This is a genomic window from Pauljensenia sp. C0254C2 (assembly GCF_056583835.1).
In genome coordinates, this window is sequence record NZ_JBWPJO010000016.1 from 1 (window position 1) to 22,587 (window position 22,587).

At 59.6% G+C, this 22,587-nt stretch carries 20 protein-coding genes, 1 tRNA gene and 1 riboswitch; of the genes, 9 read left to right on the forward strand and 12 right to left on the reverse strand.

Annotated elements, in window-relative coordinates:
• Nucleotides 1–413: 413 nt before the first annotated feature.
• The 8 genes from AC1DA5_RS09580 to AC1DA5_RS09615 form a co-directional block, all read right to left on the reverse strand.
• Nucleotides 414–1,313, reverse strand: coding sequence for a sulfite exporter TauE/SafE family protein (locus AC1DA5_RS09580; protein WP_480290047.1), 900 nt, complete (start codon nt 1,311–1,313; stop codon nt 414–416).
• A 44-nt stretch (nt 1,314–1,357) separates the two neighbouring features.
• Entirely contained in the window at nt 1,358–3,112 is a 1,755-nt protein-coding gene (locus AC1DA5_RS09585; RefSeq protein WP_480290049.1) for an ABC-ATPase domain-containing protein, read from the reverse strand.
• Nucleotides 3,113–3,279: 167 nt separating this feature from the next.
• Nucleotides 3,280–3,903 carry a hypothetical protein gene (locus AC1DA5_RS09590; protein WP_480290051.1) on the reverse strand — a complete coding sequence of 208 codons (624 nt, stop codon included), beginning with the start codon at nt 3,901–3,903 and terminating at the stop codon, nt 3,280–3,282.
• A 122-nt stretch (nt 3,904–4,025) separates the two neighbouring features.
• Nucleotides 4,026–6,179 (reverse strand): class 1b ribonucleoside-diphosphate reductase subunit alpha, encoded by a 2,154-nt coding sequence (gene nrdE, locus AC1DA5_RS09595; protein ID WP_058237672.1) that lies wholly within the window; start codon nt 6,177–6,179, stop codon nt 4,026–4,028.
• Nucleotides 6,140–6,565 (reverse strand): class Ib ribonucleoside-diphosphate reductase assembly flavoprotein NrdI, encoded by a 426-nt coding sequence (gene nrdI, locus AC1DA5_RS09600; protein ID WP_058237673.1) that lies wholly within the window; start codon nt 6,563–6,565, stop codon nt 6,140–6,142. The genes nrdE and nrdI overlap by 40 nt, the downstream gene beginning before the upstream one ends.
• Before the next feature lie 169 nt (nt 6,566–6,734).
• A complete protein-coding gene (nrdH, locus tag AC1DA5_RS09605) occupies nt 6,735–6,998 on the reverse strand; it encodes a glutaredoxin-like protein NrdH (RefSeq protein ID WP_058237674.1) in 264 nt (87 codons plus the stop codon).
• A 464-nt stretch (nt 6,999–7,462) separates the two neighbouring features.
• Nucleotides 7,463–7,984, reverse strand: a complete 522-nt coding sequence (locus AC1DA5_RS09610; protein WP_285015245.1) for a GNAT family N-acetyltransferase — start codon at nt 7,982–7,984, stop codon at nt 7,463–7,465.
• A 124-nt stretch (nt 7,985–8,108) separates the two neighbouring features.
• Nucleotides 8,109–8,942: a hypothetical protein gene (locus tag AC1DA5_RS09615; RefSeq protein ID WP_480290053.1), complete on the reverse strand. Its 834-nt coding sequence runs from the start codon at nt 8,940–8,942 to the stop codon at nt 8,109–8,111.
• A gap of 74 nt (nt 8,943–9,016) precedes the next feature.
• Here AC1DA5_RS09615 and AC1DA5_RS09620 point away from each other — a divergent pair, with 74 nt between their 5' ends.
• From AC1DA5_RS09620 to AC1DA5_RS09640, 5 genes are all read left to right on the forward strand, one after another.
• On the forward strand, nt 9,017–9,499 hold the full coding sequence (locus tag AC1DA5_RS09620) for a fluoride efflux transporter FluC (RefSeq protein WP_480290054.1): 483 nt from the start codon (nt 9,017–9,019) through the stop codon (nt 9,497–9,499).
• Complete coding sequence (locus AC1DA5_RS09625; RefSeq protein ID WP_480290056.1) at nt 9,496–9,951, forward strand: fluoride efflux transporter FluC; 456 nt, start codon at nt 9,496–9,498, stop codon at nt 9,949–9,951. Before AC1DA5_RS09620 ends, AC1DA5_RS09625 begins: the two co-directional genes overlap by 4 nt.
• Nucleotides 9,952–10,012: 61 nt before the next feature.
• Nucleotides 10,013–10,103, forward strand: a riboswitch (SAM riboswitch).
• Nucleotides 10,104–10,107: 4 nt separating this feature from the next.
• Nucleotides 10,108–11,100 carry a methionine ABC transporter ATP-binding protein gene (locus AC1DA5_RS09630; protein ID WP_480290058.1) on the forward strand — a complete coding sequence of 331 codons (993 nt, stop codon included), beginning with the start codon at nt 10,108–10,110 and terminating at the stop codon, nt 11,098–11,100.
• Between the two features lie 2 nt (nt 11,101–11,102).
• Nucleotides 11,103–11,846, forward strand: a complete 744-nt coding sequence (locus AC1DA5_RS09635; RefSeq protein WP_058237956.1) for a methionine ABC transporter permease — start codon at nt 11,103–11,105, stop codon at nt 11,844–11,846.
• Between the two features lie 236 nt (nt 11,847–12,082).
• Complete coding sequence (locus AC1DA5_RS09640) at nt 12,083–12,976, forward strand: MetQ/NlpA family ABC transporter substrate-binding protein (protein WP_070728041.1); 894 nt, start codon at nt 12,083–12,085, stop codon at nt 12,974–12,976.
• Nucleotides 12,977–13,155: 179 nt separating this feature from the next.
• Here the strand turns inward: AC1DA5_RS09640 and upp are convergent, their stop codons facing one another.
• On the reverse strand, nt 13,156–13,794 hold the full coding sequence (gene upp, locus AC1DA5_RS09645) for a uracil phosphoribosyltransferase (protein ID WP_070728044.1): 639 nt from the start codon (nt 13,792–13,794) through the stop codon (nt 13,156–13,158).
• An 84-nt stretch (nt 13,795–13,878) separates the two neighbouring features.
• Between upp and tadA the strand changes: the two genes are divergently transcribed.
• The 3 genes from tadA (at nt 13,879) to AC1DA5_RS09660 (ending at nt 17,133) form a co-directional block, all read left to right on the forward strand.
• On the forward strand, nt 13,879–14,532 hold the full coding sequence (gene tadA, locus AC1DA5_RS09650; protein ID WP_257590349.1) for a tRNA adenosine(34) deaminase TadA: 654 nt from the start codon (nt 13,879–13,881) through the stop codon (nt 14,530–14,532).
• 98 nt (nt 14,533–14,630) lie between these two features.
• Nucleotides 14,631–14,719 (forward strand) — tRNA-Ser (locus AC1DA5_RS09655).
• An 854-nt stretch (nt 14,720–15,573) separates the two neighbouring features.
• Nucleotides 15,574–17,133, forward strand: a complete 1,560-nt coding sequence (locus tag AC1DA5_RS09660; protein WP_480290077.1) for an Ig-like domain-containing protein — start codon at nt 15,574–15,576, stop codon at nt 17,131–17,133.
• Nucleotides 17,134–17,308: 175 nt separating this feature from the next.
• Here AC1DA5_RS09660 and AC1DA5_RS09665 read toward each other — a convergent pair whose 3' ends face one another.
• The 3 genes from AC1DA5_RS09665 to tdh all read right to left on the reverse strand — a co-directional run bounded on the left by AC1DA5_RS09665 (nt 17,309) and on the right by tdh (nt 20,364).
• Nucleotides 17,309–17,929: a superoxide dismutase gene (locus AC1DA5_RS09665; RefSeq protein ID WP_058237682.1), complete on the reverse strand. Its 621-nt coding sequence runs from the start codon at nt 17,927–17,929 to the stop codon at nt 17,309–17,311.
• A 160-nt stretch (nt 17,930–18,089) separates the two neighbouring features.
• Entirely contained in the window at nt 18,090–19,283 is a 1,194-nt protein-coding gene (locus AC1DA5_RS09670; protein WP_058237683.1) for a glycine C-acetyltransferase, read from the reverse strand.
• Between the two features lie 22 nt (nt 19,284–19,305).
• On the reverse strand, nt 19,306–20,364 hold the full coding sequence (gene tdh, locus AC1DA5_RS09675) for an L-threonine 3-dehydrogenase (protein WP_058237684.1): 1,059 nt from the start codon (nt 20,362–20,364) through the stop codon (nt 19,306–19,308).
• Between the two features lie 314 nt (nt 20,365–20,678).
• Between tdh and AC1DA5_RS09680 the strand changes: the two genes are divergently transcribed.
• Nucleotides 20,679–22,157: a serpin family protein gene (locus AC1DA5_RS09680; protein WP_480290061.1), complete on the forward strand. Its 1,479-nt coding sequence runs from the start codon at nt 20,679–20,681 to the stop codon at nt 22,155–22,157.
• The last annotated feature ends 430 nt before the right edge of the window (nt 22,158–22,587 follow it).

The following is a 22,587-nucleotide window of genomic DNA, read 5'->3' on the forward strand; positions in this document are numbered from 1 at the left end:
CGCGGCGGATCCAATGGCCGGGACTGCGCTCGCGGCGGCTGGATGCCTGCGTCGTGGTGCTGTTTGTTGTCAGATGGCGCGGAAGAGTGGTGCATGGCTGTCAGTGTAGACGCTTGACAGCGCGCCGGTTCGATGCGGGCGCCAGGGCTGGAGGTGCTGCCTCGGGCCGAGCCTCGTGTCATCCGCGTGCACGATGCCCTAGATTTAAGCCCCCAAGGTACACAACCCCCTAGATTTAAGCCCCCAAGGTGCACAATCCCCTAAATCTGACCCTTCAGGATGCACAATCCCCTAGATCTAACGCGCCGCATTTCCGCCCCGTTTTGAAAGCTGCAGGTCGCGGGGTGTTCGGATTGTCGAGGGTGGTCCCGTCCGTTGTTTAGCTAGGGGATTGTGCAAAAAACTGCGACTTTTTAGGGGATTGTGCATGCGCGCACTGCCATAAGAACGGCCATGCACGCGCCGAAGATCACCACGCTGATTCGCAGCACTCGCGCCGGAATCCTCACACCGATCCACGCTCCCAGCGGAGAGCCAATGAGCGATCCGACCGCCACGCAGGCAGCAGCGATCCACGTGCGAGTATCGAGAGTGCCGGACAGGGGTGAAGTGACCGATAGCGTCGGATCCTGCGCCCCCGCAGCCACTGCGATGGCGACGACAATGAAGAACAACGCTGCGACAACGTTGACGATCGCTTGCAGCAGATTCTTCAGAGCGTTGTGCGTATGGATGCTGCCGGGCAGGAAAACTCCCAGAATCGCCAGGAAAATGATCCCCTGAGCAGCGGAAAAGAACCCGCCATACACTGCGCCGCACACCACCAACAGAGCCAGTACACCCAGTCGCGCAGAGGACACGGGCAGCGCCCCCGAGCCGTCATCATGTGCGCTCACCATCCGGGCAAGGCGCGGCTGGCACGCAACCAGGACAGTCGCCAGGGCAATAAGGAACGGCACGATGAGGGTAAACGTGCTGGCAGATACGCGCAGCAGCAGGCCGGCACCAATGAGCGCCCCGCCAGCGGCGCACAGCGACAGGCCACCGATGCGGCCGCGCGACAGAGTAAATGCTGACGGCGCAGAAACAGCAGCGGCGGAGTCTCCCTCGTGCATGAATGTGCGGTAGGAATAGGCGCCGGCCACTGCGCCGGGTGCCAAACCGACCGTGTTCGCCACATTGGCGCTGATCGGGGGGACGCCGAGCAGCACCATCACCGGGTAGGTGACCAGTGATCCTGACCCGATGATCGTGTTGATCGCACCGGCCACCACTCCGGCGACGGTGATGGCGAGAAGCGCTGCAATACCCACAAGACCTGACCTGCCCTGACTGCTGACCTGACCACCCGCCCAGCTCAGCGCATGGTCAGAGCGCGATACCGGTTGACGGCAGCACCGATGTCAATGGGACGCGGCCGCACCAGGAACGCCGGCCACGGCCTGCCTCGATCCTTCGTCAACACGTCCAGGCTTTGCTCACCGATCATCTCGTCGAGGCGCTCCAGCTCCTGATCGATGGAGTGCTCACCGTCTGCGAGGTCATCCAGCACGGTGCGCAACGCCCACGCGATTGCTTCAGTCTGGCCCGCATCCACAATCTGCTCCACGTCGGACACGTCCACGGTGTGTCGGTCCAGTGTGATCGTATCGAGGCCCGCCGACTTGGTCTTCGGCTTGCCGCGACCCGAATTGCCTCGATCCCGCATGAGCACACGCGGCCTGCCCACCGGAAAGTCCTCCTCATCTGTGCGTTCGCGCGGCATCTCCGCCACCACCGCACGAGCCTGGTCGGTGACATCCCGGCACTGATATGTGTCCATCATCAGCACGCAGTCCGCGATGTCGAGGTAGTCACCTGACCCACCCATGACCATCAGCGTGGAGACGTGGCGCTGATCAAAAAGGGCGCGCACGCGGTCCACCAGCGGCGTGATCGGTTCACGTTCGGCCGCAACAAGGCGACGCATGCGCGCATCACGGATCAGCAGGTTCGTCGCTGACGTGTCCTCATCCAGCATGAGCAGTGGACTGCCCAATTCGACCGCCTCCACGATGGCTGCGGCCTGGGAGGTTGAACCGGAGGCATTCTGCGTGGAAAAGTCACTGGTATCCGCACCGCCCGGCAGATGCGCGATGAAGGCGGAGACATCTACGCCCGTCACCGGGCGCCCATCAGCTGCACGCACTTTCATTGCCGAGGGCGTCGTCGCCACCAATTGCCTGCCATCTGCAGGAACATGGGCGTATACCGAGCGTTGAATCGCGGCGAGCAGGGTGGATTTACCGTGATAGCCACCGCCCACAATGACGGTCACGCCCGGCTCGAGCGCCATGCCGGACACCTCGCCGGCGTGAGGCAAGGTCACTGTGCGGCGCAGTGATTCCGGTGAGCTGAATGGAACGGCGTTCTCCATCGGCAGGTCGGAAACGCCGGATCTGCGCGCCAGAATCGCATCATCAGCCACGAATGTGACCCAGTTGTTGTCGACCAGGGCCTGCTGAAGAGCCTGGTAGTCCTCGTAGGTGTGAACGTGTCGATGCAGATCATCGAGGTGCCGGTCGGCCTGGTCCGAGACAAAGTCGAAGGTTTCCACCACGATGTCGGGCACGTCCTGGTCAAAGATCCGGGCGGCTGTCAGACCCTGAATGGTGCGCCCACGTGCCGGCATGTGGACCTGGAAGCGCAGCTCAACCCGGTCAGGCATCACGGTGCAGGCTGAGCGCTCCAGGATTTCCTGCCCGGTGCGTGCGACCTGGACAGGGGAGCCGTGACCGGCCCCTCCGGATCCTTGGCCGGACATTTTTCGGATCGCGTGGCTAAAAGAGCGCAGCAGGAAGTCGGCGCTGGCGACGCGTTGGGTGTGAGTGGACAGGCAGTCGTCGGGGATCCCCATTGTCTGTGGTGAGGCAATCACGCGCACAGCCGATGGCGGTGCGTACGGGTCGGACTGGACGCGGTCAATGGCGATGGAAAAGTCGCCGTAATCCCAGTCTCCGGTTGCTGACTTGTAGGAGCCGTAGCTTTTTCCGTCCAGGCGGCGCAGCAGTTCAATCAGGTCTCGATCGGTGCCGGAACGACGTCGGATAGGCGTATGGGGTCGAGGAGTCATGATCCCAGCCTACGGCTTCACGCGTCCGGACACGAACGTCAGCTGCGCCGGGTTTGTCACCATCGGCTGCTTTGGCGGCAGTCTCAGGCCAGCCGCGCATGGGTGCCACCACCGGCCGATCTGGCGGCAATATCAGGCCAGCCGCGCATGGGACCCCTCGTCGATGCCTAAACCTGTGGATCCGTCATCGCGACGACTATGGCCAGCACCACGCAGACGATACCGAGCAGGATGTAGATGACGGTGACCGCAATTGAGATACCGCGCGCAATGCGGGCACGTGACATCGCCTGAAACGGCAGACCTGCCCTGCGTCCCTTGTTGATCATCGACTGGCTCCAGATCCACATCGGCACCGACAGCAGTATTCCCAGCGTGAAGAACGAGACGATGGAAAGGATCAGCGCCACCAGCCCGTTCGACTCAATTTCCGTGTAGACCTGCTGGGAGGAATGCTCATTCCAGTAAGGTCCCTGCGGGCCGTCAGTTTGCTGCTGAGGCGTCCACGGTGAGTACTGGCCCTGGGGCGTGCCCCCCGATCGCGGATGCGTGTCCGGTGCGCCGTAGCGGGGAGCCGAACTTTGCCACGATAACGGTGAAGCCGTTGCGGATCCTGCTGAGTCTCCGGACCCGGAACTGCCGGCTGACTCGTATGGGCCGGCGTTGGTCTGACGGGTAGTTGATGTATCGGAGGCGTGGGACTGTGAAGCGGATGAGGCCTCATCGGTCTCAGCATCAGGTGCGAAACGTTTCGAGTCATTGTCATCGGTGGCGTATTGATACATCGGCACGGCAAATCTCCTTAGGCTCACGATCATTGTAAAACATGGGTCGCCCTCGTCGAAGGTGAAAAATCGACGAGGGCGACCGCAGATGCCTCAAAGAGCCGAGGAACTGAAAGCCTGGCGCATGCCTACAACATGCAGGAAACGCAGCCTTCGACTTCGGTGCCTTCCAGAGCCTGTTGACGGATCCGCATGTAGTACATGGTCTTGATGCCCTTGCGCCACGCACGAATGTAGGACTTGTTGACGTCACGTGAGGTCACGGTGTTCGGGTAGAACAGTGTCAGCGACAGTCCCTGGTCAACGTGCTGCGTGGCAACCGCGTAGGTGTCAATGATCTTTTCAGGGCCGATTTCGTAGGCATCCTCGTAGTACTCAACGTTGTCGTTGGTCATGTAGGGCGCCGGGTAGTACACGCGGCCGATCTTGCCTTCCTTGCGGATCTCGATCTTGGAGACGATCGGGTGGATCGACGAGGTCGCGTTGTTGATGTAGCTGATCGACCCGGTGGGAGGAACGGCCTGCAGGTTCTGGTTGTACATGCCGTACTTCGCCACGTCCGCTGCCAGTGCCTTCCAGTCTTCCTGGGTCGGAATGTGGATCGAGGATTTGGCGAGCAGTTCACGGCACTTATCCGTTGTCGGCTCCCACGTGCCGTTGATGTACTTGTCGAAGTACGTGCCACTGGCGTAGTCGGAATCTTCAAAGCCGACGAACTTTTCACCGCGTTCGCGCGCAATCATGCACGACGCCTTGATCGCCTCAAACGCCACGGCCAGAAAGTACATGTTCGTGAAGTCGAGTGCTTCTTCGGAGCCGTAGTGCACGCGTTCGCGCGCGAGGTATCCGTGCAGGTTCATCTGTCCCAGACCGATCGCGTGGCTCATGGCGTTGCCGCGCGCAATGGAGGGGACGGACTGGATATTGGACAGGTCGGACACTGCTGTCAGGCCACGAACCGCCGTCTCGATGGTTTGCGAGAAGTTGGGCGAATCCATCGTCTTGGCAATGTTCAGGGATCCGAGGTTACACGAAATATCCTTGCCCACGTGCGAATACGTCAGGTCTTCGTTGAACTCGGAGGCTTCGGAGACCTGCAGGATTTCCGAGCACAGGTTCGACATCGTGATGCGGCCCTTGATCGGGTTGGCGCGGTTGACGGTGTCTTCGAAGACGATGTACGGGTAGCCGGATTCGAACTGGATTTCAGCCAGTGTCTGGAAGAAGCGGCGGGCGTTGATCTTCTTCTTGTGGATACGCCCGTCATCGACCATTTCGCGGTACTTCTCGGTCACGGAAATTTCGCTGAACGGCTTGCCGTAGACGCGTTCGACGTCGTAGGGGCTGAACAGGTACATATCCTCGTTGGCGCGCGCGAGTTCGAACGTAATATCCGGGATGACGACACCCAGGGAGAGCGTCTTGATACGGATCTTCTCGTCCGCGTTCTCACGCTTCGTGTCCAGGAAGGACATGATGTCCGGGTGATGGGCGTGCAGGTAGACGGCTCCCGCGCCCTGGCGCGCACCCAGCTGGTTCGCATAGGAGAACGAATCTTCCAGCAGTTTCATCACGGGAACAACACCGCTGGACTGATGCTCGATGCGTTTGATCGGTGCGCCCGCTTCGCGCAGGTTCGTCAGTGACAGTGCCACGCCGCCACCACGCTTGGACAGCTGCAAAGCGGAGTTCACGCCTCGGGCGATGGACTCCATGTTGTCTTCGACGCGGATCAGGAAGCAGGAGACCAGTTCGCCGCGCGCACGCTTACCCGCGTTGAGGAAGGTGGGTGTGGCCGGCTGGAAACGTCCTGACATGATCTCGTCGATGAGCTTGCGTGCCAGTTCGATGTCGCCGCGCGCCAGGTACATTGCCACGATGACAACGCGATCCTCGAAGCGTTCCAGGTACCGTTTGCCGTCGAATGTTTTCAGCGTGTACGACGTGTAGTACTTGAATGCGCCCAGGAACGTTTGAAAGCGGAACTTGTAGGCGTAGGCCTGCTTGTACAGGTCCTTGATGTCCTGAGGCTCGTACTGCTCGAGCACGTCGCCCTCGTAGTAGCCTTCGCGCACCAGGTACTCGAGTTTTTCTTCGAGGTCGTGGAAGAACACGGTGTTCTTGTTGACGTGCTGGAGAAAGTACTGGCGAGCCGCCTGACGGTCCGCTTCGAACTGAATCTTGCCGTTCTCGTCATACAGGTTGAGCTGGGCATTCAGCGCATGGTAGTCGAGGTCAGTGCTCAACTCTTCTGGGCCGGTGTCGGTGAGATTTTCGACCAAAATTCCTTCAATCCTTCGCGGACTCGGGAGACATCCTCGGACGTGCCGAGAAGCTCGAACTTATACATATGGGGAACGTGTAGCTTTGCAGAGATGATATCGCCCGCCAAGCAGTACGCCGGTCCGAAATTGGTGTTGCCTGAGGAGATCACTCCCCGGCAATATGAGCGGTTGGTGGCATCGTTGAGGAACTTGATGACCTGTTTGGGCACAGCTCCTTTGATATTTCCCCCGCCGTAGGTAGGGGTGATCAGAATGAAGTCGGTGTGAACGTGCAGGAATTCATCATGCGGGTGAAGAGGGATGCGGTGCGCCGGATAGCCCAGTTTTTCGACGAAACGGCGCGTGTTCCCCGTCGCCGACGAAAAGTAGACGATCTCCACCATGACTGAGGAATCTCCTTATATGGACGTGAGAGCCGGTTAAGTGTGTGAGCCTGCGGGCCGAGGGTGGCATGCGCCGTGGATGGTGTGAACCGTCGGTCGTGCCTTCCGCGTCTGACCTGTGCATGGGAAAAGCCCGACACCTGCGAGGTGGCCGGGCTTCACGCAGTGATCAGGCTTGGGCCACCCGCAGCGGTGCAGCCTCGGCAGCCATTGCCGCAGCAGCTTTGATGCGGTCGGGGCGGTAGCCGCTCCAGTGGTCCTCGCCGGCGATCACAACGGGTGCCTGCTGGTAGCCCAGTCCCTTAATGTATTCGAGTGCTTCGGGATCCTGCGTCACGTCGATCGAGGTGTATTCCAGGCCCTGCTTGCCGAGCGCACGGTAGGTCGCATCACACTGCACGCACATCGGCTTCGAGTACACGGTGATGGTCATGGGATGCTCCTTTTTCTTCTATGCGCTCTGTGAGGTGGTGGGGATCGTCAGGTTCGGTGCGCGTCCTGCGCGCCTGCTTGATGCCCCGAGCCGTAGTGGCTCCGTTGATGTATTAACACTACACCTTGTGGCGCCAAGTGCAAGTGACCACTACATGTTGTGTCTGACTGATGGTGTGCATCGCGCTGTGGACAGGCTGTGGACAGCGATCGGCGGGCCTGTATCTGACAGCTTAAACTCCGGGCGGGCCTGTGGATAGATGGAATCCCAGCGTGGTGCGCAATCCATATATCTAGTAGGCGTGTTGCGTTTCTTCGGCGTGTCGCCCCTATATCTAGGGTGGCGGACTGGTTGTCGTACCTCTATATAGGCGCATTCGGGCGCTGCAGCGGTGTCCCAGGCCATCGTTCAAACGCCATCGGGCCCTACTGTCAGACCCCTCATTGCGGGACAGTCCCTTTCGCTCAGCCTTGGAGCCGGTAGACTTCATGATCTCCCGCCTCCCCGGCACCGGGGACCAGGCGCAGTCCGAGCTTTTCAGCAAGTCGAGCCGAGGCTGTGTTCGCGGGGTCGATAATCGCCACGATCGGGAGCTGTGGGTGGCGGTCGCGTGCCCATTCGAGTGCGGCACTGGCAGCTTCGGTCGCGTACCCCTTGCCCTGCGCCTGTGACGCGAAGCGGTAGTAGAGATTCAGGACCGTCTCGTCACCCTCGACCGCATGCCGCACGCCAGTGAAACCGATAGTTTCACCTCCGTAAGTCAACACGACAAAGTAACCGATGCCGTGCTGGCGCCAATCCTGTTGCCACGCGGACGTCAGTTCCACGGCCTCGTCACGGTCTTTCATCGTGAGCTCCGGTCGATGTCTGTAGGTCAGCGGGTCCGAGTGAATCTTAAAGACAGCGTCAACGTCTGCGTCCTGTGGTGGCCGCAGGCTGAGGCGTTCGGTCATCAGGGGAGTCGAATCTGCCGTCATGTCAGTCATAGTTCTCCTTTGATTGAGGGCGGGCTTCATTGGGGGCGAACTCACCTCGACTACACACTCGGGGCACGAGCCGAATCCACAGCATCGCGCGCGAGGCGACCCGAGCCTGACGCATCAGGCTCCGTTACTGGTTCGTCAACTGCCCGGCGATCTGACTGACAAGCGCTTTCGCCTCATCGAGACGATCCGCCGGCTGCGGACCTACCGAAATGAGCACGTTGGCAACGCGTGCCCCGACGGTCACCTCACGCTCCGTCGCCTCAGCCTGCGTACTGGTTTCCAGCACCCATCCCTGTGAGATCGCCGCATCATCCCAGTTGGACAACGCCAGCGTCGTAGGCGCCCCACCACCAATCATGACCGTGTACTGCGAGCACTGCGCCGCCAGATCCTCAACGGCAGTCACTGCTTCTGCTGCCTCGTCACCCGACGGTGCGACAGCAACGAAAACCCCCTTCATATCGGCTGCCTGCTCGTCGCCTTCCTGCGGAAGATACAGACTGCGGTGGGGCCATTGGGCGCTCAGAGCTCCGAAAGTATGAGGCCGCCACAGGATCGACGCGCACGCAGTCGGCTCTATCGCCTCGGGTGGCAGATCACTTTCAGCCGCGCCGGTCGGGTCCGCCTTGGTGTCAGCGCCGTCACCGCCCTCACCCTCGGGAACGTTCTTGAGGGTGCGACCGTCAGACAATGGTGCGGCAACTGCAGCGTCCACCTGCTCTTCCGTTAATTCAGCTTCATTGGCGAGGGAGTCCCCATCTGTCTCATCAGATTGCGCACCGGATTGCGCGCCGTCTGATCGTTCGGCGGCAGGGGCGGATGACTGGCTGGAGGCTCCAGAGTCTTCGCCGCTGCCGCCCGTGTCCGGTGAGCAGGCCACAAGCGTCAATGCCAGTGCTCCTGATGCGGCCCCTGCGAACCAGATGCGAACCTGGCGTCTGGAAAAAACGCGTGTCATGGTTGGCTTCCTTACCTCGGTTACTTCACCCTACCGCGCCGGCATGATGGCACGCGTGGCGTTAGGCTGACCGTGTGGAATCCGCGCACACCGACTCTGATGACCAGTCCCATTCGCGGCGCACGCCTGCACTTTCGCGCGCACGCCTGGCTGACATTGCGTGCGTGTTCCTCGGTGGCATGATCGGTACCCTCGTCCGCGCAAGTCTTGACCATATTGCGGCGGCACATCCCGCCTCATCGGCGCTGGTGCTGGCGTGGTCGACCATTGCGTGCAATCTTGCGGGCGCGCTTATCCTCGGTTTTTGCGCAGGCTCGGGCCGGTGGCTGAGCGCTCGCGTCAACCTTCTGATCGGCACCGGTATGTGCGGGGCGCTGACTACATATTCGACCATGATGCTTGGCGCAGTCACATTCGTCCACAGCCCTCCGCTCGACACCACGACGGGCGCGATGGGCAGAATCCTTGCTGGCAGTGCCATTACCCTCGGCCTGCTTGTCCTGGGGGTAGGTGTCGCCACTGCCGGCTGGTGGCTCGGAAAAAAGGCGCGGCCATGAGCGCGCTGATGTGGATACTCACCGCCCTTGCCGGCGGGTGTGGGGCCACCTGTCGGTGGCTGCTGTCGGGCGCAATCACGCGGCGACTGAACGCGCCGACGTCTGCCTCGTCAATAAGTCGACATGTGCCCGGCTCGCGCGCCCAGCTCCTGCGTCCACTATGTGGAATCGCGGCGGTCAACGTGATCGGATGCCTGCTGGCCGGCGCATTCACGTTTCTGACGACATGGCCGCACTGGTGGACGGTGATCGGCGTGGGGTTCCTCGGTGCGTTCACGACGTTTTCCACCGCCGTCGTTGATGTGTGTGAAGTGCTGCGAAGCCACCGCACGGCCCTTGGTGCGAGCCTGCTGGTCGGTGTGTGGGCGCTATGCGTGGTGGCTGTCATTGTGGGGACAGCCGCTGCTTCGATCGCGATCTTTGCTCTGGCCACGGTGAGCACAGGCGGGTGAATATGGTCACGACTGGGCCGCGAAGTTTGCTCTAAACGCGCCGACACTTTAAAGTAGTGATCGACCATCCAGAGCAGCTAAGAGACCTGGCTCGATGACGCTGCAGCAACCCCCGGTCACGGAGAGGGTGCTTCCGCCAGGACCGATGGAGGAACCATGATTGACCTTCACGACGTACGCAAGGTGTATCACTTGCGCGGCGGGAATGACGTTGTCGCACTTGATGACGTGACGCTGCACGTCGATGCGGGCTCGATTCACGGAATCGTGGGTCAGTCGGGGGCCGGAAAATCCACACTGATCCGCTGTCTGACCGCCCTCGAACGCCCAACCAGTGGTGAAATCGTGGTCAACGACGTTGACATGACTCAGCTGCGCGGAGCGAAACTGCGTCAGGCTCGCCGGAACTTCGGCATGGTGTTTCAGGCAGCCAACCTGCTCGATGCACGCACGGCGGCAGAAAACATTGCATACCCGCTGCAGATTGCGCGTCGCCCGAAGAAAGAAATCGACGAGCGCGTTGAAGAACTCCTGACCATGGTGGGGCTGCAGGGACGCGGCGGCTCCTATCCCTCGCAACTGTCAGGTGGCCAGCGCCAACGCGTCGGCATTGCGCGCGGCCTGGCTGGAACTCCGGCAGTGCTGCTTTGCGATGAGCCGACCTCCGCACTCGATCAGGACTCAACCGGCCAGATCCTCGATCTGCTGCGCGACCTGCGCGACTCACTGGGTGTGACGATTGTGATCATCACGCATGAGATGGCGGTTGTACGCGAAATCTGTGACTCGGTGACACTGCTCAACCACGGCGGCGTCCTCCAGAGTGGAACGATCGAAGAGATCATGAAGGATCCGTCCTCGCCGTTGGCTCAGGAACTGGTCCCCTTGCCGAACGTGGACGATGCCGTGATCCCGGAAGACCGCGCGCTGCTGGACCTGATTTTCACTTCAAGCCCCGGTGTGCCCACCGGTGCCAGCGTGCTCAACATGAGCGCGTCGATGGGTGCCGACGTGACCGCAGGGGTTTTCGAGTCCATCGGATCAACACAGGTGGGACGCCTGGCGCTGTCAGTGCCGCGCTACCACGCTCAGCAGATCCTTCAACAGCTTCATGACCAAGGTATCTACGCGACTGAAAGGCTGGCATGATCATGAATCATGTACTGCTTGCTGCCCACATCGGTGTTGCACAATTTCAGTCCGCCATGATGTCGATTGCAGCAGACAAACCCACCTGGGGTGACAACCCGGCACTGACCAAGCAGTTCCTGCCGGCAGTGTGGGAAACACTCGTGATGACCGGCGTCGCCACACTGGTGACCGTGATCTTCGGTTTGCCGCTTGGCCTGCTGGTCGTCAACACGTCGCGCCACGGGCTCACGCCCAACCGCATCGTGCACCAGATCCTCGGCGTGATCGTCAACGTCGGCCGCTCATTCCCATTCATCATCCTGCTGATCGCGATTGTGCCGCTGACCAGGTTCCTGGTGGGAACCACGCTCGGCTGGAAAGCCGCGATGCCGTCCCTGATTATTGGTGCCATCCCGTTCTTTGCACGACTGGTGGAAACAAACGTGCTGGCCGTTTCACGCGGCAAGATTGAAGCAGCCCAAATGATGGGCGCATCCAACCAGCGCATCTACTGGGGTGTCCAGGTTCGCGAAGCTCTGCCTGCCCTGATCCAGTCGGTGACAGTCCTGGCGATCACGTTGATCGGCTACTCGGCAATGGCCGGAGCGGTCGGTGCCGGTGGCCTTGGAAAGCTGGCCATCAACTACGGCTACAACCAATTCATGCCCGACGTCATGCTGTGCGCAGTCGTTGCGATCATCATCATCGTCCAGGTGATCCAGATGATGGGTGACATGATCAGCCGGCTGGTGGACCACCGCTGAGGCACTACCAGCCGGCACACACCGCGGGCACTGCCCGCATCAGATTTCATGCGCGGCACCCGTCGCATCTGATCCGCAATACGCCTGCAACATGAGGAGTGCATTGCATCAACGGGAAGGTCGCCCTCGTTCATCTCACATGCTTCAGCGCAATTGAAAAAACCTGAAAACTTGACCATTCCGAATATAGAAACGGTTTGCATCGACAGACCGGCAACATGATTGGAGAAACTCTCATGCGTCTATCTCATCTGAACACACGCTCTTTCAAGGCCCTCGCAGTGTGCGGCCTGGCAGCATCCTTCGCGCTGGCAGGCTGCGGCGGCAACTCAACGGAATCAGCCACCAGCGGCTCGGCTGACGCAGCAGCATCAGGCGAAGCAGGCGGCGCAAGCGGTGACGTCATCAACCTGACCGTCGGCGCCAGCCCTTCACCTCACGCCAAAGTCCTGCACTTTATTCAGGACAACCTGGCTGCTGAAGCTGGCATTAACCTGGAGATCGTCGAGTACACCGACTACCATCAGCCGAACGTTGCGCTGAACAGCGGTGACCTGGATGCGAACTTCTACCAGACCCCGAACTTCCTGGATGACCAGGTCAAGGAATTCGGCTATGAGTTCGACCAGGGCGAGGGCGTCCACATCGAGCCGCTCGGTATCTTCTCCGAGAAGATCAAGGACCTGAAGGATTTCCCCGATGGCGGCAAGATCGGCATCATCTCTGATGTGACCAACCAGCGTCGTGCACTCGAACTGCTTGAAGCCAACGGATTCGTCAAGATTGCCGAGGGTGACGAGGCAGCCAACATCAACTCTGTTGAAAAGCTCAAGAACTTCGAGTTCTTTGAAGCCGAAGGCGCACAGCTGGTACGTTCACTGTCTGACGTTGACATCGCCGTGATCAACGGTAACTTCGCGCAGGAAGGTGGCCTGACCATCAATGGTGACGCACTGGTTGCCGAGCAGGGTAAGGGAAGCCCGTACACCAACTTGCTCGTGTGGAAGAAAGATCTGTCTGGTGACAAGCTCGAAGGTGTGAAGAAGCTTGACGAGCTGCTGCACTCCGACGAGGTCCGCACCTTCTTCGAAGAGAACTGGTCAGACGGCACCGTCCTTCCCGCGTTCTAAGCAGCTTGCTGGCACTGCTCCAGACAGTGTGCTGAGCAGTGCCAGATAGGGCTGTCCTCCTGATAGTAACGGCAGCCACTGCTTTACGCGGTAGCTGCCACTCAAGGGAGAAACTTCATAACAGATGGGGCGGCGCCCTTCGCGAACGGAAGTGTGCCGCCCCCATCAGTACATTTTCCTTAGTCGATGATGCCGTACAGGCGGTCGCCGGCATCGCCCAGGCCGGGTACGATGTAGGACTTCTCGTTCAAGCCCTCATCAACGGCGGCGAGTACAACGGTGACATCAGCGCGATCACCCACGGCTTTTTCCACCTCATGAATGCCTTCTGGCGCCCCCAGAATGCATACGCACGTCACATCACGGGCGCCGCGTTCCAGCAGGTAGTTCGTCGCGGCTACCATCGTGTGGCCGGTGGCGAGCATGGGATCCAGAATAAAGCACTGACGGCCCGACAGGTCGTCCGGCAGCCGATTCGCATAGGTTTCAACCTGAAGCGTATCCTCGTCACGCTTCATACCCAGGAACCCAACCTCGGCGGTGGGCAGCAGGCGAGTCATCCCGTCGAGCATTCCGAGGCCTGCACGTAGGACGGGAACGACAATCGGACGTGGATCGGACAGTCGTGCCCCAACGGTGGGACACACGGGAGTCTCAATTTCGATATCTTTCACGGCAACGTGACGTGTTGCCTCGTAGGCCAGCAGGGTGACGAGTTCGTCAACGAGCTGGCGGAATGTTGCCGACGGAGTGCGGCTGTCTCGAAGAACAGTGAGCTTGTGGTCAATCAGCGGATGATCAGCGACATGTAGGTGCATGGTTCAAGCGTACCGCGCCGGACATGCCTGAGGCGATCGAGTCGTTACTGTTGTCCTTCTCCGCTGGCGCGGTAGGCTTACCTCGTGACGGTCGACGAATCATGGTCCCAGGCGATGGGACGCGCACTGTTTCTGGCGAACCGTGCCCGCGAAGCGGGCGATGTCCCTGTCGGAGCGGTGGTCCTGGACCCGCACGGCACGGTCATAGGGTCAGGCTGGAACCAGCGGGAAACGACCCACGATCCCAGTGCTCACGCTGAAATTGTGGCGCTGCGTCAGGCCGGCCTCGCGATGGGCACATGGAACCTTGCGGGATGCACCCTGGTTGTGACCCTCGAGCCTTGCACGATGTGCGCCGGAGCGGTGGTCAACTCGCGCGTCGACCGCCTGGTATTCGGCGCGTGGGACGACAAGGCCGGAGCTGCCGGTTCGCTCCGCGACGTCGTGCGTGACGCTCGTCTGAACCACACAGTGGAAGTGATCGGCGGAGTTCTGCGCCAGGAAGTGGAAGTCCAGCTCAAAGGATTCTTCTTCGAGAAGCGCTCAGATGCGCTTCATGAAGGTCGCTCCCCACGAGTCACGTCACACTCGGCCGCCGCTGCCGCACTCCCGCCGGCCTCCCGCTCATCATCAACGAGGAAGACGCCGAACGGCCCTGATACGACAGTGCCGCCCGCATCGCCTGGTGAGAATCTGCTCCCGAAAGGAGTGCGCCTGCGAGGTCGCAAACGATCCTGACGACGGGCACCCGGCAACGTGTTTTTGGCCACGGTTAGCCGCCAGATCGCTGCTGAAGTAGCGTTGGTCGACGGATTTCGTGTAATCTGACTGGCCGAGGTAGCGTGTCCGAGCGGCCGAAGGTGCAGCACTCGAAATGCTGTGTGGTGATAAGCCACCCTGGGTTCGAATCCCAGCGCTACCGCCATTAAGAACCGCGAGATACCAACGAAAAGTCAGGGTTGGCGGTTCAGGGAAAACCGGACGGTGCACCAACGGTGCACATTCAGACCAAACTGCACACTTCGTGAGCGCTCAAAAGTAGTTAACGCTCAGACCTAGCGTGCTCAGTGAATAGCGCTAAACGCCCCGCCGCCTGACACCCTTACTGCTAGCCACACAGACACAGCGACAAGGCAATCGAGACAGCGGCCACGACAAAACGAACAGTGTCACGCCGCCAGCAGCGGTCTTACAGTTCTTCTTTATCGGCTGACTGCACACCGGGCACAGCCGAGTCTGACGGGATTTCCTCACCAATCATAATCAACACAAGAAATCAAGAATCATCACGACTTAACCCCGAAAAACATAAGTTCACCAGGAAACGCCGACCTGGCAAGCCGAAACACTCAACCGGAGCACCACGTTTTGGCAATTAACCCTTCTTTGGCTCCTGCCCTCTCCTGTGAGTCGGCAGGGGCCAGGTCTGTCAGTACACGCCCGCACCCCGCATGGCAATTGACGAGGGCGCCCCCATCCACTGTTGATCAGGGGGTTCGTGCACACGCCGCCCTAAGATTGAGAGGATTGTGCACCACAGAGCCTAAGAGTGAGGGCAACGTGCACACATCACCCGAAGAACCAGGCCGTGGCGCATCCCTCCCCGTACGATCTACGCAACGATGCCGCTACACTCATTAGTCGAACACGGCCATTCGAGCGGCCCTCGGTGCTCTGGCGAGAGGGCCATTTCTACCAAAGTGTTGGGTTTTGTGGACTGGGAATGTAAAATGCTCCTAACCATCAATCTGGTGTGAGAAGGGACTCGCTACTGTGAGAATGAAAACGAGGGCATCACTGAGCGCACTTGCAGCCTTCGCGCTGGTCGCAGGTGTGCAGGGCATGACAAGTGTGGCACAGGCAGCTGAAGAACCGCCTGAGAGCAGTTATACGCTGAACTTCAAATGGAAGACGTATGACAGCAATCCGGGATGGACGTACGACCAATCGCGTACGGGTATTTCCAAAAAGATGAGGATGTACTGCACTCTCTACGGCAAGACGAGTCCGGATGCGGCTGAGAAGCAAATTCCTGCTTATGAGTGGGCAGATGTTCAAGTGACGTATGGCGAGAAGTCGTCGTATGTCGTGAAGACGCCGTCAACTCGCACCGTTGACGGTACGGATTATGTAGATGTGCATATCGATGCGTGTTATCACGTCATGAATGACGAAGAAGGATTTGCGCGTGATCTTGCCACGTCCCACTCGACCGTGGCTGGCACCAACGTCGACGATATTTCGATCTTTCAGCAGGCGAACACCGACTTTGAATTCGTTCTGACTGAAGGCGTCATTCACCCCGAAGATGCGGATGGTGTATCGGTCAAGATCGGACTGAATCGTACCTATAAAGGTAAGACTGAAGAAAACTTCAAAGGAAAAAGCCGCCAGAAAACTGTCAATACCTACAACTTCAAGGGCAACGCAGTTCACCATCCGAGCGCGGAATACAATGCTGATCGTACTCAGACGCCCATTACCAGAGCAGCTTCCGGGAATGATCTCGACATTTTCAGCCCTTATACGGGTCGCATCAAGACCTACGCGTTGAATGCGAAGTTTGCTGACACGGGCGGCGTTGTGAACGCAAATGGTCGCTACGAGATTGAAAAGGTCGAAGGCGACGATCTGACTGGGTGGACTGTATACGTCAAGTCCAATGTGAAGGAAGTTGCGCCTGAGAAACCGACCACCACCCAACCGGACAAGTGCGGTGAAGAAGCGACCGTTAACCTGCCAAAGGCGGAGGATCCTGACAATCCGGTGTGGAATTACGAGGAGACCCGCGTTAATGCGAAGGGTGAGCCGGACGAAAAAGGCCAGTTTATGAAGGTGACGGCTAAATTGGCTGACCCTGTTCTCTACATCGTGAAGAAGGATGAAACCACGGGCGAACCGGTCCAGACCGAATGGACATTCGACATCGCCGCTGCTGCATGCCCGGCAGCACCAAACTGGGATGATGTGACAACTCCTGCTGACAAGCCTGTCGTTGTTCCCAACCACGGTGGCCCGGTCGCCGATGGTGCCACTGTCCAGGTCAAGGGACCGGGAACGGCTGTTATCAACGACAATGGCAACATCACCGTAACCCCGAATTCCGGTGCGCGCGTCGGTGATGTCATTACCGTGACTGTGCTGGACAGGGACGGCAAGGTGCTTGATACCTTCCAGGTCACGTTGACGAAGGTTGACCAGGTCATCACAGTCAAGCCCGCTGCCGACAGGAAGGGACTGGCACGTACCGGTGCTGATCTTGGGATGAGCGGTGCTGCAGCGGCTCTCGCGCTGCTTGCAGGTGCGTCGACCATGATCTTGGCGCGTCGTCGACGTTAGTAAACGATTCGGTTCACCGCCACAGGTGATCTGCAGAGTGTGGCTCCTCGTCTTTCAGGCGAGGAGCCACACTGCCTGTGAACCGCAAAAAGAAGGTGCTCCGAAGCATGAAACTTCGGAGCACCTTTGGTCAGTGGTGCGCCGCGCTGTCGCGGAGCATTCAGTTAGCGGAAAGTCAGGCTACAACCAGACCCTTGAAACCGCGAGCGCGCTCCAGGCGCTCGCTGACATCCTGCCAGTTCACCAGATTCCACCACGCCTTGACGTAGTCAGCCTTGACGTTCAGGTAATCCAGGTAGAAGGCATGTTCCCACATGTCCAGCATGAGCAGCGGGACCGTCGCAACGGGCACATTCTGATGCTGATCAAACAGCTGGAACGTCACCAGGCGCTCCGCAATTGTGTCCCATGCGAGCACTGCCCAGCCGGAACCCTGCAGACCGGTCGCAGCTGCGGTGAACTGTCCCTTGAATGCGTCGAAAGAAGTGAAGAATTCCTTGATGGCTTCAGCCAGCTCGCCTTCAGGCTCGCCGCCGCCGTCCGGAGACATGTTCTTCCAGAAAATCGAGTGGTTGGTGTGGCCACCGAGGTTGAACGCCAGATCCTTCTCCAGCTTGTTGATCGTGGGGAAGTCGCCCTTCTCCTGCGCTTCGGCAAGCTTTTCGAGGGCGGTGTTAGCGCCGGTCACATATGTGTTGTGGTGCTTGTCGTGGTGCAGCTCCATAATCTTGCCGGAAATGTGCGGTTCCAGCGCGGAGTAGTCGTACGGAAGATCAGGCAGTGTATAAGTCGGCATGGCAGCTCCTTAGCTCTAGACGAGGCGATTTGCCACACATCCGGGCCTTAAGCCCTGGATGCTTCTTCTTTAGGGTATCGGCCTTCGAATCTTTTCGCATGACTTATATGAGATAATTACTGGTCACCCTCGTCCACTCTGTCAGTCCGACATCAGCTGCCTACCCAATAACGCTCTCACGTGCATCAATGAATGCCTTGACACACGCGCGTACATCGTCCTCGCTGTGCGCGGCCGACAGCTGCACGCGAATACGTGCCAGCCCCCGCGGAACCACAGGGAAACTGAACGCCGTGACATACACACCCAGCTCCAACATGCGGGCCGCAATTTTGACGGCCAACGCCGCTCCATCATCTCCACGGAACATCACGGCATGAATCGGATGCGAACCGGGCAGGACATCAAATCCGGCGTCCTCCATGAGAGAGCGGAACAGTGCCGACATCTCCTTCAGGTGAGCGCGCGCATCGTCAGCCTGGGCGGCCAGTTCCAAAGCCTTACGCGACCCGGCCACAACAACGGGAGCCAACGTGTTGGAGAACAGGTACGGTCGAGCCTGCTGACGCAGGGTGTCCACAATGGCCTGCGGGCCAGCGACATACCCACCCGAAGCGCCACCCAGCGCCTTGCCGAGTGTGCCGGTCAGAATATCCACCCGACCCTCCACACCGCAGTACTCAGGAGTTCCCCGACCGTGCTGACCGACGAACCCTGTCGCGTGCGAATCATCCACCATGACGAGGGCGTGAAACTCCTCTGCCAGATCGCAGATCTGTTCAAGGGGAGCGTACGAGCCGTCCATCGAGAAGACACCGTCAGTGACGATGAGGACCTGATCGCACTTCTTGTCTCGAGCTGCCTGGAGCTGGCGACGCAGATCCTCGATGTCGGCATTGCGGTAGCGGAAGCGGGTGGCCTTGCACAGGCGAATACCGTCAATCAGTGACGCATGGTTGAGCTCGTCAGACACGATGGCGTCATCGGGACCCAGAAGGGCGCCGAAAATTCCGCCGTTGGCATCAAAACACGACGAAAACAGGATGGAGTCATCCATGCGGAGGAACTGAGCGATCTCGCGCTCCAGCGCACTGTGCTGATCCTGAGTACCGCAGATGAAACGCACCGATGACATTCCGAAACCCCACCGGTCAAGCGCTTCCTTCGCTGCATCGACAAGTCTCTGATCCCCTGCCAGTCCCAGGTAATTGTTGGCACAGAAGTTGAGCGCCTGCCCGGAGTTGGTGTCAACGTGGGAGCCCTGGCGACCCAGGATTTCGCGCTCCTCCTTATACAGTCCCTGCTGGCGAATCTGATCGAGGTGAGCTGTCAGCCGTTCGCTGAGTGTGTCCATTGTGAAATGCCCCTTCGGATCTTTATTTCTCCCAATCGATAATGACTTTACCTGCCGTGCCGCTGGCTGCGGCTTCGAACGCATCCTCCCACTGCTCAGGGGCGAATCGGTGCGTGATGATGGAACGAACAGATTCGCGCAGCTTCTCGGACGATTCCATCATGAACGTCGCCAGGTACCACGTGTCGAACATCTGGCGCCCATACACCCCTTTAATGGTGAACATGCGGGTGATGACCTTGCCCCAGTCCACGGGGAAGGCGCCTTTCGGCAAGCCGAGCAGTGCCAGTGTTGCACCATGGGTGCAGCAGTCGATCAACGTGGTCAGCCCGCCGGGAGCTCCCGACATCTCGATTCCCACGTCGAAACCCTCACGAATGCCCAGTTCAGCCATCACATCTGGAACCGTGCGGCGCGTAATGTTGACCACGGCGTCCGCCCCTACCGAGCGCGCCATGTCCAGGCGTTCCTCCTGAACGTCGGTGATGACGACGTGGCGCGCACCCGCGTGTCGGGCGATCGCCACGCACATGATTCCGATAGGGCCTGCACCCGTAATCAGTACATCCTGACCAGTCATCTCCACCTGCTGACAGGTGTGGACAGCGTTCCCAAACGGATCAAAAAGTGCGCCGAGCTCCGGGTCGATGAGGTCGGGCTGAACCCACACGTTTGACGCCGGTACCACCACGTAGTCAGCGAAACCACCGTCGCGGTTCACGCCGATGCCGACGGTGCGCAGACACATCTGCTTGCGGCCCGCGCGGCAGTTACGGCACCTGCCGCACACGATGTGCCCCTCCACTGATACGTGCTGTCCGGGATGTAGCTCGTCGCAGCCGAATCCGGCAGCGACACCCTCGCCAATTTCGACGATCTCCCCGAAAAACTCGTGCCCCAGCGTCTGCGGTGGGGTGAGGGATCCGGGGGCTCCGCCATCCCAGTTGAACAGGTGAACATCCGTGCCGCACAGGCCTGCGCGCTGCACTTTAATTTTGACTTCACTCGGGCCGACTGCCGGTTCGGGGATGTCGCACAGCTCCAAACCTGGTGCCTGTGCCATTTTGCGAAGTGCGCGCACGATGAGCCTCCTTGCTGCCAAAGCTGCGATGCTGCAGGCTGTCTGGAGGGCGAGCGCACCGCCTGAAAAATGTCAGCTCCTAGTGTGGCACGTATAGCCGCTGAAGTGAGAATTTGCGAGGGGAGGTCGAAGCCTGTGCGGATGACCGTATCGTGGTACCGCTCAGCTCATGGGGTATAGGTGCGCTGAGGCGTTGGGGCCTTGGTACTGGATGATCGTGGCAGACGATAAAGACGTCACGTCTTGGCAACGGTGGGTATTCAGCTATGTAACGGGGGTTGTGGGCTGCTTCACTTCCTCATAATCTATGGATTATGGATAAAGGTTTTGTGGGGCGCCTCCGGTGGGGACGCATGGTGTGCGGTTGTATCGGGAGTGCGATCCTTGTGGCTGGATGCACGATGGGCGGCGGGACCCAGTCCGGCCGGACCGGCCAGTCCGGAGCAGATCCTGTCGACATAGGCGATGGGCAGCCTCCCATCGGCACCGTTGTGGATCAGGGCGAACTGATAGCAGTGGACATCGAGGTCGGCCCGCTGGCAGCCGGATCTTTTGACGCGCTTGATGATCAAGCCCGTGTGTCGATGTATGCGATGGGGCTGTCCACCCTCGCCAGTGCGATGAAGGCGGGCAGCACGGACGGCTCGGAAAGCGGTGCCGGTGCCAATAGCGCAGATGCGACGAATAGCTCGGCAGATACCACGTCAGATGGTGCGGCAGTTGGAGAAAACGCGCTGACATCTCCGGTCGGCACAGCCACCGCGATGGCCCAGATTGCGCTGGGCGCGCAGGGTGACACGCGCGCTGAGTACGAAAGACTGATGGGCATGAGTGTCGATGAGGCAGCCAACCGGTTTTCCGCATCGTGGGGGCTGTGGGATCGATGGAAAGGCGACGTGTCGAAGGTCACGGGAGGGAAAGTTGCTGATACCCCCTTGGTTGGCCGGTATATGCGCATGGTGTTTGATGATCAGTTCACGCCCAACCCCACGTGGAAAGATGCCGTCACGTCACAGTGGAAAACGGATGTCACCGACCTGGACTTGCAGTCACCATCAGCTCAGGAGGACCTGGACACGTGGGTCAATGAACACAGCGGCGGGATGATCGACAAGTCAGGAATACGACTGAACGAACTCAGTCGCATGGTGGGGCAAAACGCCATCGTATTCAGCGCGCCGTGGGCACAGCCCTTCGACGAAAAAGATACACGGCGCATGGAGTTCCACACCACAGCCGGTCCGGTCAAACTGGTCGACATGATGGTGGCGCAGAACAAGTTTCAGGGCATGGAGGATGAACAGTGGACCGCTGCGACGCTGCCGTATCAAGGCGAGGACCTGGCTTTGCATCTGCTGATGCCGCACGAAGGGACGACGGTCAGCCCCACCAGTGTCCATGATGCGTTGCAGGCACTGAGTCAAACCGCCGCTGACGAAGTGGAAGTGTCAGTGCCGAAAGTGAACTTCACCTCCTCGGTCAGCTTGCTGGATGTCGTGACGGATATGGGCGCGCCAGAAGGCCTCGCAGAAGGGGATTACTCCGGGTTCGGTTCCTCCGCCGATACTGGACCTGCGTTGAATCTCCAGCAGTTCGTCCAACAGGGCCATCTGATCATTAAGGAGGAAGGCACGGTTGCCGCGGTTGTCACCGAACACGCCACAGGGGACACGGCACTGCCTCCACCCCCGATGCTCACCTTCAATCGTCCATACCTAGCGATCATTTCGGACACGCAGACCGGCACACCGCTGTTCATGGCCTGGATCGGTGATCCCTCCCTGGCTAATTAGGGCAGCACTGTTGCCTGCCAGGCGCATGGTGAGACGGGCTGCCCGTCCCTCATTCCCCTTAGGTTCGCCCCAGTGCAGGTGCACAATGCCCCAGGAACTCGTGCCCGTGTGTACATACCCCTAAAAAAGGCGTCCATACGTGCACATACCCCTGGAAAGTCGGCCCTGTGTGCACATACCCCTAGATCTAACGTCACGCCACATCACCCGAATTCTAAACATGCAGGTCAGGAGGTCGCGGGCTAGTCCCCGACGATGACATCCGAGGTTTATCTAGGGGAATGTGCACCGAGAGACCTTAAATCTAGGGGAATGTGCACCGAGAGACCTTAAAACTAGGGGTATGTGCATTGAGCAGCTTCAGATCCAGGGGTATGTGCAACTGCGACGTCCTCGCGGCCTCAGGTTAGCTGCCCGACTCGGAGCGCAC